Annotated in this window: 14 protein-coding genes; 4 read left to right on the top strand and 10 right to left on the bottom strand. The window is 63.0% G+C overall.

All coding sequences use genetic code 11. From position 1 onward, the window contains the following. Positions 1-22 precede the first annotated feature (22 nt). The 10 genes from ASD00_RS25545 to ASD00_RS25495 all read right to left on the bottom strand — a co-directional run bounded on the left by ASD00_RS25545 (position 23) and on the right by ASD00_RS25495 (position 11,384). Entirely contained in the window at positions 23-817 is a 795-nt protein-coding gene (locus ASD00_RS25545) for a L,D-transpeptidase (RefSeq protein ID WP_025429358.1), read from the bottom strand. 79 nt (positions 818-896) lie between these two features. Next, the gene (locus ASD00_RS25540; RefSeq protein WP_057210110.1) at positions 897-1,868 is read right to left on the bottom strand and encodes a murein L,D-transpeptidase family protein; all 972 of its coding nucleotides are present in this window, start codon (positions 1,866-1,868) and stop codon (positions 897-899) included. 312 nt (positions 1,869-2,180) lie between these two features. Further along, positions 2,181-2,828 carry a dihydroxyacetone kinase subunit DhaL gene (gene dhaL, locus ASD00_RS25535; RefSeq protein WP_057209926.1) on the bottom strand — a complete coding sequence of 216 codons (648 nt, stop codon included), beginning with the start codon at positions 2,826-2,828 and terminating at the stop codon, positions 2,181-2,183. Between the two features lie 57 nt (positions 2,829-2,885). Continuing rightward, positions 2,886-4,973: a bifunctional sugar-binding transcriptional regulator/dihydroxyacetone kinase subunit DhaK gene (locus ASD00_RS39240; protein ID WP_081788964.1), complete on the bottom strand. Its 2,088-nt coding sequence runs from the start codon at positions 4,971-4,973 to the stop codon at positions 2,886-2,888. Positions 4,974-5,256: 283 nt separating this feature from the next. Next, positions 5,257-5,898 (bottom strand): dihydroxyacetone kinase subunit DhaL, encoded by a 642-nt coding sequence (dhaL, locus tag ASD00_RS25520; RefSeq protein ID WP_025429355.1) that lies wholly within the window; start codon positions 5,896-5,898, stop codon positions 5,257-5,259. 15 nt (positions 5,899-5,913) lie between these two features. Beyond that, positions 5,914-6,906, bottom strand: a complete 993-nt coding sequence (locus tag ASD00_RS25515) for a dihydroxyacetone kinase subunit DhaK (RefSeq protein ID WP_025429354.1) — start codon at positions 6,904-6,906, stop codon at positions 5,914-5,916. Positions 6,907-6,936: 30 nt separating this feature from the next. Next, entirely contained in the window at positions 6,937-7,710 is a 774-nt protein-coding gene (locus ASD00_RS25510) for an SDR family oxidoreductase (RefSeq protein ID WP_025429353.1), read from the bottom strand. 59 nt (positions 7,711-7,769) lie between these two features. Beyond that, complete coding sequence (locus tag ASD00_RS25505; RefSeq protein ID WP_025429352.1) at positions 7,770-8,756, bottom strand: substrate-binding domain-containing protein; 987 nt, start codon at positions 8,754-8,756, stop codon at positions 7,770-7,772. Between the two features lie 86 nt (positions 8,757-8,842). Next, the gene (locus ASD00_RS25500) at positions 8,843-9,847 is read right to left on the bottom strand and encodes a sugar ABC transporter permease (protein ID WP_025429351.1); all 1,005 of its coding nucleotides are present in this window, start codon (positions 9,845-9,847) and stop codon (positions 8,843-8,845) included. 58 nt (positions 9,848-9,905) lie between these two features. Continuing rightward, positions 9,906-11,384, bottom strand: a complete 1,479-nt coding sequence (locus tag ASD00_RS25495) for a sugar ABC transporter ATP-binding protein (protein ID WP_057210108.1) — start codon at positions 11,382-11,384, stop codon at positions 9,906-9,908. Positions 11,385-11,685: 301 nt separating this feature from the next. On the opposite strand from ASD00_RS25495, the gene ASD00_RS25490 reads away from it, so the two are divergent. From ASD00_RS25490 to ASD00_RS42360, 4 genes are all read left to right on the top strand, one after another. Next, positions 11,686-12,756, top strand: a complete 1,071-nt coding sequence (locus tag ASD00_RS25490) for an HlyD family efflux transporter periplasmic adaptor subunit (protein ID WP_025429349.1) — start codon at positions 11,686-11,688, stop codon at positions 12,754-12,756. Next, positions 12,756-15,542 (top strand): ribosome-associated ATPase/putative transporter RbbA, encoded by a 2,787-nt coding sequence (gene rbbA, locus ASD00_RS25485; RefSeq protein ID WP_057209924.1) that lies wholly within the window; start codon positions 12,756-12,758, stop codon positions 15,540-15,542. The genes ASD00_RS25490 and rbbA overlap by 1 nt, the downstream gene beginning before the upstream one ends. 2 nt (positions 15,543-15,544) lie before the next feature. Then, positions 15,545-16,657, top strand: a complete 1,113-nt coding sequence (locus ASD00_RS25480; protein WP_057209922.1) for an ABC transporter permease — start codon at positions 15,545-15,547, stop codon at positions 16,655-16,657. Positions 16,658-16,723: 66 nt separating this feature from the next. Next, positions 16,724-16,846 carry a hypothetical protein gene (locus ASD00_RS42360; RefSeq protein ID WP_255569825.1) on the top strand — a complete coding sequence of 41 codons (123 nt, stop codon included), beginning with the start codon at positions 16,724-16,726 and terminating at the stop codon, positions 16,844-16,846. Positions 16,847-16,894 lie beyond the last annotated feature (48 nt).

Raw genomic sequence — 16,894 nt, 5'->3', positions numbered from 1 at the left:
CCCACGGTCGACATCGCCGGTCCTAATAAATCGGCGGGGGTGCGCCGGGGATGCCGCCTTCGCCAGGCAGGAGATTGTCCTGCGGCTGGGCCGGTGTTTGCGCCGCCATTCCGCCGCCCGAAAGGTCCGTCACCACGACCGGCGTGCCGTTCGGCACGCGGTCATAGAGATCGACGACGTCCTGGTTGATCATGCGCACGCACCCCGACGACACCGACTGGCCGATGGTCCACCATTCCGGGGAGCCATGGATGCGGTAAAGCGTATCTTCCCCGTTCTGGAAGATATACATCGCGCGGGCGCCAAGCGGGTTCTTCAACCCCGGCTCCATGCCGCCGGCCTCGATGCTGTACTGCTGCAGTTCCGGCTGGCGTGCGACCATTTCGTTCGGCGGTTTCCAGCGCGGCCAAGGCCGCTTGTACTGGATGACGCCGCGACCGGCCCAGGCGAAGCCGGCCCGGCCGAGGCCGACGCCGTAGCGCATCGCCTGGCCGTTCTCATAGACGCGATAGAGGAAATGGTTGCCGACATCGACAACCAAAGTGCCGGGCCGCTCGCCCGTCGGATCGGGCACCATCTGCCTGTAATATCGCGGGTCGATCTTTTCGTAAGGGATCGCCGGCAGAGGATAGGTTTCTCCCGGCCGTTCGCCATACATCTCGGAGAGCACGGTGTTGGCGGCGGGCACCGGTTCCGGCGCCGGGGCGTATTGCTGTGCAACCCGCTCGCGCGTCGAGCCGCACCCCGCCAAACCGAGCACCGCCATGCCGGCGGAAAGCTTGAGGAAGGATCGGCGGCAGACGTCACGTTGCGGCATGGGGAACCTCAATTACCTGTGTTCGGTGACTACCGGGGGAATGGCGCATCTAGCGCTGCTCATCTCCCGCCGCCACCGATCACAGGCCGGCATAGGGATCTGCCAGCGCCGCGTCCGGTCGGCTAATGGGGTATTTAGTTCCCGAGATCTTGGCGGCCAGCTTTTCAGCGCCGTTTTTCTCAAGCAGCGTCCGGAAGCTTGGATGCATGCCGCCATCGACATAGGAATTCACCGGAGCGGGCGTCTGATTGGCGACTATGCCCGCGACCTTGGCGTCTTCCGTTTGCAGCCTTGCCATCAGCCCGGCGTCCGATGTTGCCGTGGTCGCAGGGCAGGCGCCAAGCGGGTCGGTCGGCTCGCCGTTGGCAAAGTCGGTGTTGAAGACGTAACGACCGCCACAGACCGAAACCTTCGGCTGGCGCTTCGTCGCTTCAAAGATGTCGTAGCCTTGTTTGATGTTCTTCCAGAAATTGAAGTTCGGGTCACCGCTGTTCCGCGCCATATTCGTTGCCGTCATGCGGAACGGATAGGCCTGCACCTGGAATTGCCCCTGACCGCCCGCGAGCGCGCGCTGGACGACGGGATAGATTTCTCCGACCCCCTGGTCCGTCAGCGCGTAGCAACCGGATGACGAACAGGCACCATGCACCATCAGCGCCTCACCGGTGTAGCCGAGAGCCTGCTCGAGCCGGTTGGGGTAGCCGAGATTGAACGACAGATAGAATTGCGACTTCGGATTCAGCATGCGGGCGGACACGTGGTAAAACCCTTCCGGCGCCTGGCGGTCGCCCGCCTTGGTCTTCGGCCCAAGCTTTCCAGACCAACGGCACATCGGATAGGTTTTGAGGAGCGCATACTGCCCGGATTTGTTCTGTTTCCAGATCTCGAGTTCGCTTTCCTGCTTGAAGATGCGAACGAGCACCGGGCTTTCCGGCTTGGAGCCGTTCTTGGCCATGGCGCCGATCAGTTTCGCCGGGATCGGCGGCGGCGCACGAACTTCGTCAAAGGCTGACATGCAGCCGGAAAGGGCGATGGCGATCGTCGCGGCCATCGCGGCGCGCCGGGCGGGCTTCGTCTTGCCCAGGAATTCGCCGGCGTTTGCGGGCGAAAGGGAAAGAAGGTGTCTCGTTATGCGCCGCATGCGGGCTCCTTGAAATGGCGACCGGACCATAAAACCTCTAGCGGCTTTAGCTGCAAGCGCTTGCCGCTGGCTTTCGTCTGTCGGCAGTTCAATAAAACTTGAACGCCGGACATCCCCACTGCTCACCAGCCTTGGCATGTGATGGTAAATTTTGTCCAAACAGCGGCATCACGTGCGCGTTACTCGCGAACCTCGGTTGCGGCTGTTGGTCGGCGCCGCGCGCTAGGCCGCCCTGTTGAGCGAAGATGCCATGGCGCGCAGGATCACGACGGACGAGGCGGCTCCGGGATCGACATGACCAAGCGAGCGCTCGCGCACCCTTGCGGCGCGTCCCTTTGTAGCGATCATCGAGCGCGTCGCGTTGGCGCCGGCCTCGGCCGAAGCGACAACGTCGCGCCAGAAACCGTCAGCTCCCTTGTTGTCTGCAAGGGCTGCTGCGGCGGCATCGGCTGCCGGCAGCCAGGCGTCGAGCATCGTCTTGTCGCCGCGTTGTCCCTTGCCGCGCTCGCGCATCCCCGAACCCATGGCATCGATGATGGCGGCGCAGGTGGCGAGATCGAGATCCGTCTTGCCGGCGACGGCTTGTGCGGCGCGGCGAAAGGCCGTGGCATAGAGCGGTCCGGTCGAGGCGCCGACGGCATTGAGGAAAGCGCCCGCCGCCGTCGCCATGACGTCGGAGATCTGGGCATGGTCGAGGTCGAGCTTGGCCAGTCCGGCCTTCACCGCCAGGAAGCCGAGCGACATCGTCGTGCCGTGATCGGCATCGCCAATGGCGCCGTCAAGCTCCGACAGATGATCCTTTTCGGCTTCCACGGCCTCGGAGATCGCCTGAAACATGCTGACCAAGCGGCGCGCCGCATTTTCCGACATCACTGTCCTCCCAGAACGCCCGGTACCCATGCTTGACCATGGGTCCCTGACGGAATGCTAATTGATACGCAGAAAAGCCGTTTCGCAAGGGTGATGCAGCAGATCGGTCAGTTCCTGGTCGAGATGGAGGATCGAGATCGATGCACCGACCATATCGAGAGACGTGCAATAATGGCCGATCCAGTTGGCTTCAATCTCTATGTTCTTGGCGGCAAGGCGCTGCGCAACCCGCCGGTAAAGGATGTAGAGTTCCATCAGCGGCGTCGCGCCGAACGAATTGATGAGCACGGCGACACGATCTCCGGCCGAAGCTTTCATCTCCTTGAAGATGTTGTCCATGATCGCATCGGTGATGTCGTCGGCCGGCTTGATGTGCTCGCGGGTCACGCCGGGCTCGCCGTGGATGCCCATGCCGATTTCCATGTCGTCGGGGCCGATCTCGAAATTGTGGCGTCGGGTCTGCGGCATCGAGCAGGGCTCGAGCGCAACGCCGACCGTATACGTGCGAAGGTTCGCCTTCCTGGTCACGGCCTCGCAGGCGTCGAGCGAAAGTCCCCGATCGCAGGCCGCACCGGCGATCTTGAAGATGAAGAAATTGCCGGCAACGCCGCGCCGACCCTCGCGATCCTCGATCGGCGAGGAGGCGATATCGTCCGTGGTCAGGACGGTACGGACCTTGATGCCCTTTTCCTCGGCGATCTCGGCTGCCATCTCGAAGTTCATCACGTCACCGGCGTAGTTGCCATAGACGAAAAGCACGCCCTCGCCGCCCGATGCGGCAACCGCACATTGGACGATCGGATCAGGCGGCGGCGAGGAGAAGATGTTGCCGACCGCCACGGCGTCGGCGAGGCCCTTGCCGACATAACCGAGGAAACAGGGTTCATGGCCGGTGCCGCCGCCGATGACGAGGCCGACCTTGCCCGGCCGCGGTCCGGTCTTGGCAACGAGCGCGCGATGCGAACCGTTGATCGGCTCGATATAGTCCCGGTGTGCCCTGACGACGCCGTCGAGCATCTCCTCGACAACCTCATTGGGGTTGTTGAGGAACTTCTTGACGTGGGTGCGGTAGGAGCTGGGCGTCTGGGCAAGCTTCGGCCGCTGCGAGATCCTCGTGTCGAGGCCGGTGACGCCGTCTGCCCTGAGGATGCCGTGACCGGTCGCCGCGTCGGTAATCAGCACGTTGGCGTAACCACCGCGCAGCGCCGCAAGCAGCGCCGGAACCTTGTCGAAGCCGCCGGCAACGGCAATGCGCGTGCCGATCCGGCGTAGCATGTCGAGCGAAATCCCAACTGTCCTGTCGTCGAGTGGTCCCGCGACGGGCCGTCCGCGCTCGTCGATGAACCGTCCGGCGACGACGCCGACGGCGCCGGCTGCGAGATAGTGTTGCAGCGAGACCGATTCGAAGAAACCGCTGGTATGGATGGTCGAGTTAGGGCGCAGCGACGAGATGCCGAAGAGGATGCGGTTCGCCTGTGCCAGCGTGGCGAATTGTTCCTGCAGCAGCGGCTCGTCGAGCAGCATCTGCCGCAATTCCGGCGACTTGACGATCGCCGGCGCGGTTATGCCGACGCAGCGCGCAGAGATCGCACGGGCGATCGAAGCGGCGCAGAGCTCCGGCGTATAGGAGAACGCCGCCGTCGTGCCGCCGGTCGCCTGCACCACGGTCGCGTCCTGGAGCGCATGCACATCGGCATGCTCACCCACCGACATCACCGTGCGTCCCCAGGAGACCGCCAGCGTGTCGCCGGATTTCACCAGCTTCTGCAACGCCATTGCGCCGGCCACGCCGAGCCGGTCGATCAGCGGCCGGGCGTTGTCGTCGCTTGGAACGACGAGACAGTCGGCGAGGCCGAAATGGCGCTTGAGTTCCTGGGCGATCGTGAGCGACGCAAGACGCGCCGGCTCGAGCGAGATGTTGACGATGCCCTTTTCCCGGGCTTCGGCGAGGTAGCTGTTGACGGTCGCACGCGAGACGCCCATCGCATCGGCGATCTCGCCCTGGGTCATTCCGTCTTCGTAGTAGAGCCAGCAGGCCCAGACATAGGGATCGTCACCATAGCGCAGGGGGATGGCGTCCGACGTATCGGTCGCGCCGCTCCTGCTCGCACCGCCCTTGCGTGGTGAGGATGTCTTCGATGTCATCTGGTTGCGTTCGTTCCCTGTTTTGGTTGGTGAACATGGAAGCAACGTCGTGCTTTTGCAACCTTACTGCACCGTTCCTTAGGTCGGGTCTGATCGAAGTGCAGGTTTATACAGCAGATTTGGAATGTCGCGCATTCAGCCATCTGTGCCGGCCGGCACCAGCAGCTGGTATGACTGTCGTCGCGGTGTGCGATCCCGCTGTTTTTGAGCGGGATCGCACCGGCCTTGGGAGGCGAAGGTGTCTGGCGAAGGCACGGAACCGTGCCGTCGCCTTCGGCAGGGGTTACGTCAGGCGTGCGCGTGCGCCCAGCGAAAGTTCCTTCAGGATGATCGCGCAGGAGGTCGCACCGGCGTCGAGCACGCCGAGCGAGCGCTCGCCGAGCCGGCTGGCGCGGCCGATCTTGGCGACGAGGTCGCGGGTCGAATCGCGGCCAGCTTCGGCTGCGGAAACAAGCGCATCGAGCGCCTCGTCGAACGGTTTGCCGCTCGCGGTCGCACCGTCAAAGGCTTCCACGGCCGGAACGAGCGTGTCGATCAGCGTCTTGTCTCCGACCTTGGCCGAGCCGATCGACTGGATGCCCTCGAGGCCGGCATGCAGCATGAGGCTATAGGTTGCCGCATCGATGGCAGGCACACCGTCGAGCTTTTCGGCGAACTCGGTGAACATCACCCCGTAGAGCGGGCCCATGGATCCGCCGATCTCGGTCATCAGCACGGTTCCGAGCGTATCCAGCGCCTCGGACAAGGTTGCCTCCTTGCCCTTCAGCCGATCGGCGGCCATGCCGAAGCCCTTGGCCATGTTGACGCCGTGGTCGCCGTCGCCAATCTTGCCGTCGATCTCGCTCAGATAGGCGCGGTTCTCGATGATGCGCTCTGCGAGCGACAGCACGATCGCGCCTGAGTTGGCGTTGCTAAACGTCTGCATGATGCGCCTCTTTCGTCACAGGATGGTGGTGCAGCGAACCTCGACGTCGAGGAGCGCCTTGAGTTCGTCGTCGAGCGCCAGCACGGTCAGCGTGGCGCCGACCATTTCCAGCGAGGTGAAGTAGTTGCCGATATAGGTCCGGTAGATGCGAAGACCGCGACCGGTGATTTCCTTCTCGATCGTGTCATTCAGGATATAGAGTTCGTTGAGCGGCGTTGCGCCGAGACCAGAGACCAGCACCGCGACCTCGGTACCTGACGCCAGGTTGTGATCGTCGAGCACGATCTGGCACATGTCCTTGGCGACGTCGTCGGCGGTCTTCAGCGCTTCGACGCGTACGCCCGGTTCGCCGTGATGACCGATACCGACTTCCATCGTGCCGGGCTCGATCTGAAAGTTCGGATGGCCGACCGCCGGAAGCGTGCATGGCCCGAGACCGACGCCGATCGAACGGCAATTGTCGATGGCCTTCTGCGCGGTTGCACGCACCTCCTCGAGGCTTGCGCCTTCAGCCGCCTTGGCACCGCCGATCTTCCACATGAAGATTTCGCCGGCCACGCCGCGGCGCTTCTCGCGCTCCTCCGGCGGTGCCGAGCAGACGTCGTCATTGGCAACGACGGTCAGGACGTCGATGCCGTCCTTGGCGGCGAGCTTCATCGCCATCTTCACGTTCATGTTGTCGCCGGCGTAGTTGCCATAGAGGCAGACGACGCCCTTGCCGCCATTCGCTTCACGGATGGCATCATGGAAGCTCTTGGCGGTCGGCGACGAAAAGAGTTCGCCGACGGCGACCGCGTCCAGCATGTTGCGGCCGGTGTAGCCGATGAAGGCAGGTTCGTGGCCGGAACCGCCGCCGGTGACGACGCCGACCTTGCCGGCAACCGGTGCGCCCTTGGCGACGACCACGCGCGGGTTGTCAGCCAGGCGCACGATGTCGGAGTGCGCCTTGACGAAGCCCTTGACGGTGTCCTCGACCACCTCGTCGGGATTGTTGATGAACCTTTGCATGGTGTCTCCTGTAGATGGGGTCGTGCGTCGTCAGAGAATGGTGTAGCCGCCGTCGATCAAGAGATCGGCGCCGTTGATCATGTCGGCTCCCGCCGACGACAGGAACACGGCAGCGGCCGCGATTTCCTCGGGATAGGCGAAACGGCCGGCCGGAATGCGCTTCTTGGCGGCTTCGCCCTTTTCGCCGCTCCAGGCCTTCTTGCCGAGTTCGGTCAGGACGATGGTCGGCGAGATGGTGTTGACGGAGATGCCGTGTTTGCCCCATTCGGCCGCAAAGGTCTTCGACATGCCGATGACGCCGAACTTCGAGGCGCAATAGGCGACATGGTCTTCGATCGCGACGGTACCGGCCTGCGAGGCGAGGTTGATGATCTTGCCGCCCTTGCCGGCGGCGATCATCGCCCGGCCGACGGCCTGGGTGACGAGGAAGCTGCCCTTGAGGTTGATGGCGATGGTCTTGTCCCAGTAGTCGAGCGACAGCTCTTCGGCAGGCGCCAGAAGCGCTACGCCGGCGCTGTTGACGGCGATGTCGATGCCGCCGAAAGCGGCGACCACGCCCGACACGGCCGCATTGACCGAGGCTGGGTCCGAGACGTCGCAGACGAAGGGTCTTGCATCAGCCCCGAGAGCCTCGGCTTTTGTGCGCGCGACATCCTCGTTGATGTCGAGCACCGCCACTTTCGCGCCCTTGGCGGCAAAGGCGCTGGCAATCGCCGCGCCGATGCCGGAGGCACCGCCGGTGACGAGGGCAACCTTGCCCGTCAGCGGGAAATTGAGGTCGATCTGCGGTGTGGTCTCGGTCATGTCGTTTTCCCTCGGCGGTTGGAAAGCGGGGCGGGCAGGCCGCCCCGCTTGAGTTGGCGTTACTTGCGGGCTTCGAGCAGCTTGTCGACGTTTTCGGTCGTGACCGGCGTCCACGGAACGTTGTATTCCTTGTCCTTGCCGTCGTTGAACGGCATGTCCGGATACTGCGCCCAGATGTCCGACTGTGGCTTGTAGTCACCCTTTTTCGCCTGGAAGATCGCGAGGTCGAGCGCGCCCTGTGCCTGCGCGCGGGCATCCTGCAGGATCGAGGTCATCGTGCCTTCCTTGACGGCCGTCAGGGCATCGGTCACGCCGTCGATGCCGGCAATGGCGAAGTCGTCGACCTTGAGGCCGGCCGACTTGATCGCTTCGATCGCGCCGAGCGCCATCTCGTCGTTCTGGCCGATGACGCCGTTGATCTGGCCTGAATGGGCCGTCAGCCAGTTTTCCATCAGGGTCTGGGCTTCGGCGCGCGACCAGTTGGCCGTCTGCTGCTCGAGAACTTTGACGTCAGGGCACTCGGCAAGCGCCTTCTTGTTGCCCTCGAGGCGGGAGATCTGCGCCGACTGGCCGATCGGGCCTTCGATAATGACGACGTTGCCCTTGCAGCCGATCTTGTCGAGCACGGTCTTGGCTTCCATGTAGCCGGAGACGGTGTCGTCGGAGCCGACATAGGCGGTCAAGAGGTCGGAGTTGACGCGGGTGTTGGATCCGACGACCGGGATCCCGGCATCATGCGCCGCCTGAACGGCGGTTGCGCCGGCCTCGATGTCGATCGGCACGAAGATGATCGCGTTGAACTTCTGCGTGATCATCGTGTTGAACTGTTCCTGCTGGACCAGCGCGTCGTAGCGACCGTCAAACACGGTCAGTTCGACTTCGCCACTCTTGACGGCGGGGTGCTCTTCAAGCGCCGCCGACCAGATCTGCATGAATTCGGCATTGAGTCCGTAGGGCGCTGCACCGATCTTGAGCTTTTCCTGCGCGACGGCTGATGACGCGAAGAGGGCCGTGGCGGAAGCCAGGGCGATCACGAGTTTCTTCATGCTACTCCTCCATATTGTGGTTTCCGCGACCTTCATGGCGCACGGATTGGTTCATGGCAGCCGCTCGGCGGCCAATCTCTTAGGGGTCAAAGACCCTGATTGCGTTTCTGGTCGAGCATCACGGCGCCGACGATCAGCGCGCCCTTGAGGACCTGCTGGTAGTAGGATTGGATGCCCATCAGATCGAGGCCGTTGTTCATTACGCCGATGATCAGCGCGCCGATCAGCGTTCCCGTCACCCGGCCGACGCCGCCCGAAAGGCTGGTGCCGCCGATCACGACCGCGGCGATTGCGTCGAGTTCATAGGCGATGCCGGCCTGCGGCAGGGCCGAGCCCGTCCTGGCAGAGAGCATCATGCCTGCAAGGCCCGAAAGACCGCCGGAAATGACGTAGACGAGGAAGCGAATGCGAGTGACATTGATGCCCGAGGTTTTGGCCGCATGCGGGTTGCCGCCGACGGCGTAGATGTAGCGGCCGAAGCGCGTGCGGGTCAGGATCCACCAGGAGGCCAGGAAGACGATCGCCAGCAGGATGACCGGCATCGGGATGCCGAGGATGTTGCCCGTTCCGATCCAACGGAATTCCGGCGTCAGCGCCGGCACCGGCTTGCCGCCGCCATAGATCAGCGTCATGCCGCGCGCCGCAGACAGCATGCCGAGCGTGGCGACGAAGGCCGGAACAGAGAAGCGCGAGACGATGAAGCCGACGATGATACCGCAGGCGACGCCGACGAGAATGCCGATCGCCAATGCGATGAAGAAAGGGTAGGGCGCGCCGGCGATGCCTGCCGTCGCCGAGGTCGTCGCGAAGCTGGCGCTCACCATGCCGGCAAGGGCCACGACCGAGCCGACGGAAAGATCGATGCCGCGCGTCAGGATGACGAAGGTCATGCCGATGGCGAGCACGCCGTTGATCGACGTCTGCAGCAGCACGTTCGAAATGTTGCCCGGCGTCAGGAAATATTCGTTGGAGAGCGAAAGGATGAACGCCAACAGCAGGAAGGCGAGAAAGATGCCGTATTCCTGGATCATCGTGCCGCGGTTTTCGGCATTGAACCAGCTGCTGGACGATTTGTTTTCGATATTGGACACGGTTCTCAGGCCCCTTTGATGTCGGACAAGCGCTTCTGGCGTCGATCTCGCGGGTGGTTCAGGTCGACAGGTGGACGAGCGAACGGGCGTCGGTCGCCCGGCGGTCATAGATGCCGGCGGATTTTCCCTGGCGCATGACCAGGATGCGATCGGACATGCCGAGCACCTCGTCGATCTCCGAGGAAATCATGACAACGGTGCCACCGGCCGCGGTGAAGTCGCAGATGATGCGGTAGATTTCGCGCTTGGCACCGACGTCGACGCCGCGGGTCGGCTCATCGAGCAAGAGCAATCTCGGCTGGCGCAGGAACCATTTGCCGAGCACCACCTTCTGCTGGTTTCCGCCCGAAAGGCCCGAGACCGGCATCGTGTCGCGGGCGGCCTTGATGCCGAACCGGGCGATCATCTGGGCGCTTGCCGCGGCCTCGTCCCGGCGCTTCATGACGAAGCTCGGGCTCATCTCCGGGAGGCTTGCAAGGCAGATGTTGCCGCGAACGCTGTCTGCAAGGTTGAGGCCGCTCACTTTCCTGTCTTCGGTGACGAAGGCGATGCCGCTGGCCATCGCGTCGGCTGGCTTGGTGACGTTGACCGGTTCACCTTCGAGCCTGACGTCGCCTTGCGACGGGCGATCGAGGCCGAACAGGCAGTTGAAGATTTCCGTGCGGCCGGAGCCCATCAGCCCGTAGATGCCGAAGATTTCGCCCCTGCGCACCGAAAACGAGATGTCCTCGATTTTGCCCGGCAGCGTCAGGCCCGAAACCTCCAGGCCGATCTCGTCGGTCGGGTCGTTGGTCTTGATATATTCTTCGCCAAGTTCGCGCCCGACAATCATCTTGATCAGGCCCGGGCGGTCGATATCGGCGAGCAGGCCGCTGCCGACATAGCCGCCATCGCGAAAGACAGTGTAGCTGTCGGCAATCTGGAAGATCTCCGACAGCCGGTGCGAGACGTAGACGACGCCCTTGCCTTCGGCCTTGAGGCGGGCAACCGCAGCGAAGAGGTGCTGAGCTTCCTTCTCGCCGATCGCCGATGTCGGCTCGTCCATGAAGATGACTTCGGCTTCATGGCTGAAAGCCTTGGCGATCTCGACCAGCTGCATCTGCGCAACCGAAAGGGTCATCATCGTCTGGGTTGCACGGATGCCGAATTCGAGCCGATCCAGCAGTTGCTGGGCATCCCGGTTCATCTTCTTGAAGTCGATGCCGCCGAAGCGCCCCGAGGGCTCGCGGCCGAGATAGATGTTTTCGGCGACCGTCATATGCGGGACGGGGCTCAGTTCCTGCTCGATGATGGCGATGCCGGAGGCGAGCGCTTCGGCGGGGTTGCCGTAGTGCACTTCCTTGCCGCGGCGCCAGATTGTGCCACCGTCGCGCTGCTGGATGCCCATCAGGATCGACAGAAACGTCGACTTTCCGGCGCCATTGCCGCCGCAAAGCGCATGAACGGAGCCGGCTTGAAGCTCCAGGCGGCCGTCGCGCAATGCAGCAACGCCCCCGAATGATTTCTTCAGTCCTTCAACCTTCAAAAGCGGTTGCATGGTGTCCTCCCACGCTGCGATGGCGATTTTGCCACCATCGATTTCGACAAAAATCACACGATGATCGACATCTGTCAATATCAGCTTTTTACTTTTGATTTTTTCAATCGTCTTTTGTCAAATGGCAATGCCTGTCTTGAGCCCAATTGACATGAGTCAATGCGATGACCTGCTCCTTCGCGTCTGCTTTAGCGATCCGTTTACGCCGCGGTGACGGTTCCCCGCGCCAGGCCTATTCCCGGTTGTGTTTGGGTGACCGCGGTCTATTGTCGTGGGATGCATTTGAAGGTGGGACGCTGATATGGAAAAAGCCCGGAAGAATTGGCTCGTGATCGGTCTGGTCGTTCTTGCGCTGGCGGGCGGCTACTACGCCTGGCAGAATCTGGATCGCAATGCGCTACCCGCCGGGATCGCCAGCGGCAACGGACGCATCGAAGCGGTCGAGATCGATATCTCGACGAAAACGCCGGGCAGAATCAAAGAGATCATGGTGGACGAGGGGGACTTCGTCACTGCCGGTCAGGTGCTTGCCCAGATGGATACGGTCCAACTGGAGGCCCATAAACGGCAGGCGGAAGCACAGGAGAGGCGCGCCGTCATCGGCGTCGAAGCGGCAAAGAACCTTGTGACCCAGCGCGAGGCGGAAAAGGCGGCAGCCGACGCCGTTCTGGCACAACGCCGGGCACAACTGGACGCTGCCGAGCGGCGGCTCGCCCGTTCCGAGCAGCTCGTCAAGACGAGCACGGTTTCACAGCAGGTGCTCGACGACGACCGGGCGACGGCAGAGGGGGCAAGAGCTGCCGCCAGTGCCGCGGAAGCCTCGCTCGCCGCGTCGAATGCGGCGATCAATTCGGCGAAATCCCAGGTCGTCGATGCCGAAGCCTCGGTCGAGGCAGCCAAGGCATCGGTCGAAAGCATCGTCGCAGACATCAACGACAGCACTCTGGTCTCGCCGCGTGATGGCCGCATCCAATATCGTGTCGTCCAGCCCGGCGAAGTGTTGGCGGCGGGCGGCCGTGTGCTCAATCTCGTCGATCTCGGCGATGTCTACATGACATTCTTCCTGCCGACGGATCAGGCAGGGCTTCTGTCGATCGGCAGCGAGGTCCGTCTCGTGCTGGATGCAGCGCCGCAGTACATCATTCCCGCCAAGGTTTCCTATGTCGCCGATGTCGCGCAGTTCACGCCGAAGACGGTCGAGACGGCCGAGGAGCGGCAGAAGCTGACGTTCCGCATCAAGGCGCAGATCCCCAAGGAACTCCTGAAGAAGTATATCCGCATGGTGAAAACCGGTCTTCCGGGCGTTGCCTATGTGAAGGTCGACCCCAATGCTGAGTGGCCGGCGAGCCAGACCGGCACGCTGGTGCAGTGATGGCGGATCCCGACCGGGCCGGCCTGCCGCCGGCGGAGCCCGTGGTTCGCCTGAGCGCCGTCACGCTTTCCTATGGGAAGACGAAGGCGCTGGACGACGTGACGCTCGATATACCCTCGGGCTGCATGGCCGGCCTGATCGGGCCGGACGGGGTGGGAAAATCGAGCCTGCTCTCTCTCGTCGCCGGTGCACGCGCCGTGCAGGGCGGACGCGTCGACGTGCTCGGCGGCGACATCGCCGATGCCGGCCACCGGCGCCGCACCTGCCCGCGCATCGCCTATATGCCGCAGGGCCTCGGAAAAAACCTTTATCCGACGCTTTCTGTTTTCGAGAACGTCGATTTCTTCGGCCGTCTGTTCGGCCACGATCGCGAGGAGCGTAAAAAGCGGATCGCAAGCCTGCTCGAAAGCACGGGTCTGGCTCCCTTTGCGGAGCGTCCTGCGGGCAAGCTTTCCGGCGGCATGAAGCAGAAGCTTGGGCTCTGCTGCGCGCTGATCCACGATCCCGATCTCCTGATCCTCGACGAGCCGACCACCGGCGTCGACCCCTTGTCGCGCCGCCAGTTCTGGGAACTGATCGACGACATCCGCACTGAGCGGCCGGGTATGAGCGTCATCGTCGCAACCGCCTATATGGAAGAGGCGGCGCGCTTCGACTGGCTGGTGGCAATGGATGCCGGCCGGGTGCTGGCAACGGGCACGCCCGGTGAACTGCTTGAAAAGACTGGCGTCGACACGCTCGACGCCGCCTTCATCGCCCTGCTTCCCGAGGAGTTGCGGCGCGAGCATCATGACGTCGTCATTCCGCCGCGCCCGGAAGGTGTTGGCGAGGATATCGCCATCGAGGCGAACAACCTCACCATGCGCTTTGGCGATTTCGTCGCGGTCGACAATGTCAGCTTCCGCATCGGCCGCGGTGAGATCTTCGGCTTTCTCGGCTCCAACGGCTGCGGCAAGACGACGACGATGAAGATGCTGACGGGCTTGCTTGCCGCCAGCGAAGGCACGGCAAAGCTGTTCGGCCGCGAGGTTGACCCGCGCGACATGGAGGTCCGCCACCGTGTCGGCTACATGTCGCAGGCCTTCTCGCTCTATACCGAGCTTACGGTTCTGCAGAACCTCGAACTGCACGCCAAGCTTTTCGGCATGGCGGCCGATACCATTCCTGACCGAATCGAGGAACTTGCGGCACGCTTCGACCTCTCAGGCGTGATGGAGGCTTTGCCGGACGCGTTGCCGCTCGGCGTGCGCCAGCGGCTCTCGCTCGCGGTCGCCCTGATCCATTCGCCCGACATCCTCATCCTCGATGAACCGACATCGGGCGTCGATCCCGTGGCGCGTGACAGTTTCTGGCAGATCCTCGTCGACCTCTCCCGCAACGAGCAGGTGACGATCTTTATCTCCACCCAATTCATGAACGAGGCGATGCGCTGCGATCGCATGTCGCTGATGCATGCGGGCAAAGTGCTGGTGAGCGATACGCCCGCCGACATCATGAAGAGCCGCTTGGCAGCGACATTGGAGGAGGCCTTCATCACCTATCTGGAAGAGGCGATCGCCGGGGCGAAGCAGGCGGCTCCCGCGGTAGTTCGGGCAAAGGCCCCCTCGGAGCCGGTCGTCAAGCCTGAGGCCCCAAAGCGGCCCGCCTCGAAATCGGGGTTTTTCGATGTCGGGCGCATGTTCAGCTATACCCGCCGTGAGGCGCTGGAGCTGGTTCGCGATCCGATCCGGGCGACGCTTGCCACCATCGGCACCGTGATCCTGATGTTCGTCATCGGCTACGGCATCAACATGGATGTCGAGGACCTGACCTTCGCGGTGCTTGATCATGACCAGACGACCACCAGCCGCGAATACATTCTCGAGATCGCCGGTTCGCGTTACTTCATCGAGAAGGACCCGATCACCGACTACGCCGACCTCGACCGGCGCATGCGCAACGGCGAACTCAGCCTGGCGATCGAGATCCCGCCGGGTTTTGCCCGCGATGCGGCCCGTGGCGATAAGGTCGAAATCGCCGCCTGGATCGATGGCGCCATGGCCAGCCGGGCCGAAACGGTCAAGGGCTATGTCCAGGGGCTGCATGCCCATTGGCTGACCGGCAAGATCCGCGAACGCTACGGCAATGCGGCAACCACCGGCACCTTCAAGATCGAGACGCGCTTCCGTTACAATCCTGACGTCAAGAGCATCGTCGCCATGGTTCCCGCAGTCATTCCGCTTTTGCTGATGTTGATACCGGCCATGCTGTCGGCGCTCAGTGTCGTGCGCGAGAAGGAACTGGGGTCGATCGTCAATCTCTATGTCTCGCCGGTGACGCGGCTGGAATTCCTGGTCGGCAAACAGATCCCCTATATCGCGCTCGCAATGCTCAACTTCGTTCTGTTGACGGCGTTCGCGATCTTCGTCTTCCGGGTGCCGTTTACCGGCAGCCTCGTGACCTGGACGGTCGCGGGACTGATCTATGTCTCGGCGGCGACGGCGATGGGGCTTGTCATCTCCACCTTCATGGCGAGCCAGATCGCGGCGATCTTCGGCACGGCGATCCTGACGCTCATTCCGGCGATCCAGTATTCCGGCATGATCGATCCGGTCTCGTCGCTTGAAGGGGCAGGCGCATTCATCGGCCAGATCTACCCGACCACGCATTTCATGACGATCGCCCGCGGCACCTTCTCCAAGGCGCTCGGCTTCAGCGATCTTGCCGGCGCCTTCGTGCCGATGCTGATCGCGGTGCCGGTGCTGCTCGCCATCGGCACCCTGTCCCTCAAGAAGCAGGCGAGGTGACGATGCGCCTGTCCCACATCTATCAACTCGGCATCAAGGAACTCTGGGGCCTCTGGCGCGATCCGATCCTGTTGATCCTGATCGTCTATTCCTTCACGCTGTCGGTCTATACCGGCTCGACAGCGATGCCGGAAACGCTCAATCGGGCGGCCGTCGCCATCGTCGACGAAGATCGCTCGCCGGTTTCGACGCGGATCGCCACAGCTTTCTATCCGCCCTATTTCGTGCCCCCACAGATGATCACGCCGGCGGAAATGGACCGGCGTATGGACCAGGGCCTCGACACCTTCGCCCTCGACATTCCGCCGAATTTCCAGACGGATCTCTTGGCCGGGCGTTCGCCGACGATCCAGCTCAATGTTGATGCGACGCGCATGAGCCAGGCCTTTTCCGGCAATGGTTACATCCAGCAGATCGTCACCGGCGAGGTCTCAGGCTTCCTCGATCGCCATCGCAGCGAACAGTCACTACCGGTCGATCTTGTTCTTCGTGCGAGGTTCAATGCCGAGCTGAACAAGGGCTGGTTCGGCGCGGTGATGAACGTCATCACCAACATCACCATCCTGTCGATCGTCTTGACAGGTGCTGCCCTCATCCGCGAGCGCGAGCATGGGACGGTGGAGCACCTGCTGGTCATGCCCGTGACCCCTTTCGAAATCATGGTCAGCAAGGTGTGGTCGATGGGACTTGTGGTGCTGTTGGCCTCGGCGGTTTCGCTGGTCTTCATCGTCAAAGGGGTGCTCGCCGTTCCTGTGCAGGGCTCATTCATCCTGTTCCTGCTGGCAACCGCCCTACAACTCTTCGCGACCACGTCGATGGGCATCCTGCTTGCGACCATCGCCGGCTCCATGCCGCAGTTCGGCTTGCTGCTGATGCTGGTGCTTCTGCCGCTGCAGGCTCTCTCCGGCGGCATGACGCCTCGCGAGAGCATGCCCGAAATCATCCAGACCATCATGCTTGCGGCGCCGAACACCCATTTCGTCATTCTGGCCCAGGCAGTTCTTTTCCGCGATGCGGGGCTGGACGTGGTCTGGCCGCAGCTCCTTGCCTTGCTGGTGATCGGCGCCATTCTCTTTGCCTTCGCCATGCGACGCTTTCGGGCGTTCCTGAAATAACCCGTGCGCCGCGGCGGCGACCGCCTGTGGCGCATGGTGCGATCTGTGATTGGACGGAGATCGACCGTGACGGCACCGGGACTGCTCATCACTGTCGAGCTTCAAGGCAAGCCCGACGAGCGCCACCGCTATGTCCGCGCATACGGCGAGTGCATGCCGGAAATCCAGGGCTGGCGCTGGCCGAGCTGATCTCTTGCCAGTGCCGTTTGCGACTGCAGTTGAAGGCTGGAAGTGGCT

Origin of the sequence: Ensifer sp. Root31 (genome assembly GCF_001424825.1) — a bacterium.
In the GTDB taxonomy this organism is placed as follows: Bacteria; Pseudomonadota; Alphaproteobacteria; order Rhizobiales; family Rhizobiaceae; genus Ensifer; species Ensifer canadensis.
The sequence above is the reverse complement of the archived record's forward strand: the minus strand, read 5'-3'. Positions and strand labels throughout refer to the sequence as shown.

What these genes read in the sequence shown, in the direction of transcription:
- ASD00_RS25545 (WP_025429358.1), bottom strand. Translation starts at nt 817, where the DNA reads ATGCCGCAACGTGACGTCTGCCGCCGATCCTTCCTCAAGCTTTCCGCC.
- ASD00_RS25540 (WP_057210110.1), bottom strand. Translation starts at nt 1,868, where the DNA reads ATGGCCGCGACGATCGCCATCGCCCTTTCCGGCTGCATGTCAGCCTTT.
- dhaL (WP_057209926.1), bottom strand. Translation starts at nt 2,828, where the DNA reads ATGTCGGAAAATGCGGCGCGCCGCTTGGTCAGCATGTTTCAGGCGATC.
- ASD00_RS39240 (WP_081788964.1), bottom strand. Translation starts at nt 4,973, where the DNA reads ATGACATCGAAGACATCCTCACCACGCAAGGGCGGTGCGAGCAGGAGC.
- dhaL (WP_025429355.1), bottom strand. Translation starts at nt 5,898, where the DNA reads ATGCAGACGTTTAGCAACGCCAACTCAGGCGCGATCGTGCTGTCGCTC.
- ASD00_RS25515 (WP_025429354.1), bottom strand. Translation starts at nt 6,906, where the DNA reads ATGCAAAGGTTCATCAACAATCCCGACGAGGTGGTCGAGGACACCGTC.
- ASD00_RS25510 (WP_025429353.1), bottom strand. Translation starts at nt 7,710, where the DNA reads ATGACCGAGACCACACCGCAGATCGACCTCAATTTCCCGCTGACGGGC.
- ASD00_RS25505 (WP_025429352.1), bottom strand. Translation starts at nt 8,756, where the DNA reads ATGAAGAAACTCGTGATCGCCCTGGCTTCCGCCACGGCCCTCTTCGCG.
- ASD00_RS25495 (WP_057210108.1), bottom strand. Translation starts at nt 11,384, where the DNA reads ATGCAACCGCTTTTGAAGGTTGAAGGACTGAAGAAATCATTCGGGGGC.
- ASD00_RS25490 (WP_025429349.1), top strand. Translation starts at nt 11,686, where the DNA reads ATGGAAAAAGCCCGGAAGAATTGGCTCGTGATCGGTCTGGTCGTTCTT.
- rbbA (WP_057209924.1), top strand. Translation starts at nt 12,756, where the DNA reads ATGGCGGATCCCGACCGGGCCGGCCTGCCGCCGGCGGAGCCCGTGGTT.
- ASD00_RS25480 (WP_057209922.1), top strand. Translation starts at nt 15,545, where the DNA reads ATGCGCCTGTCCCACATCTATCAACTCGGCATCAAGGAACTCTGGGGC.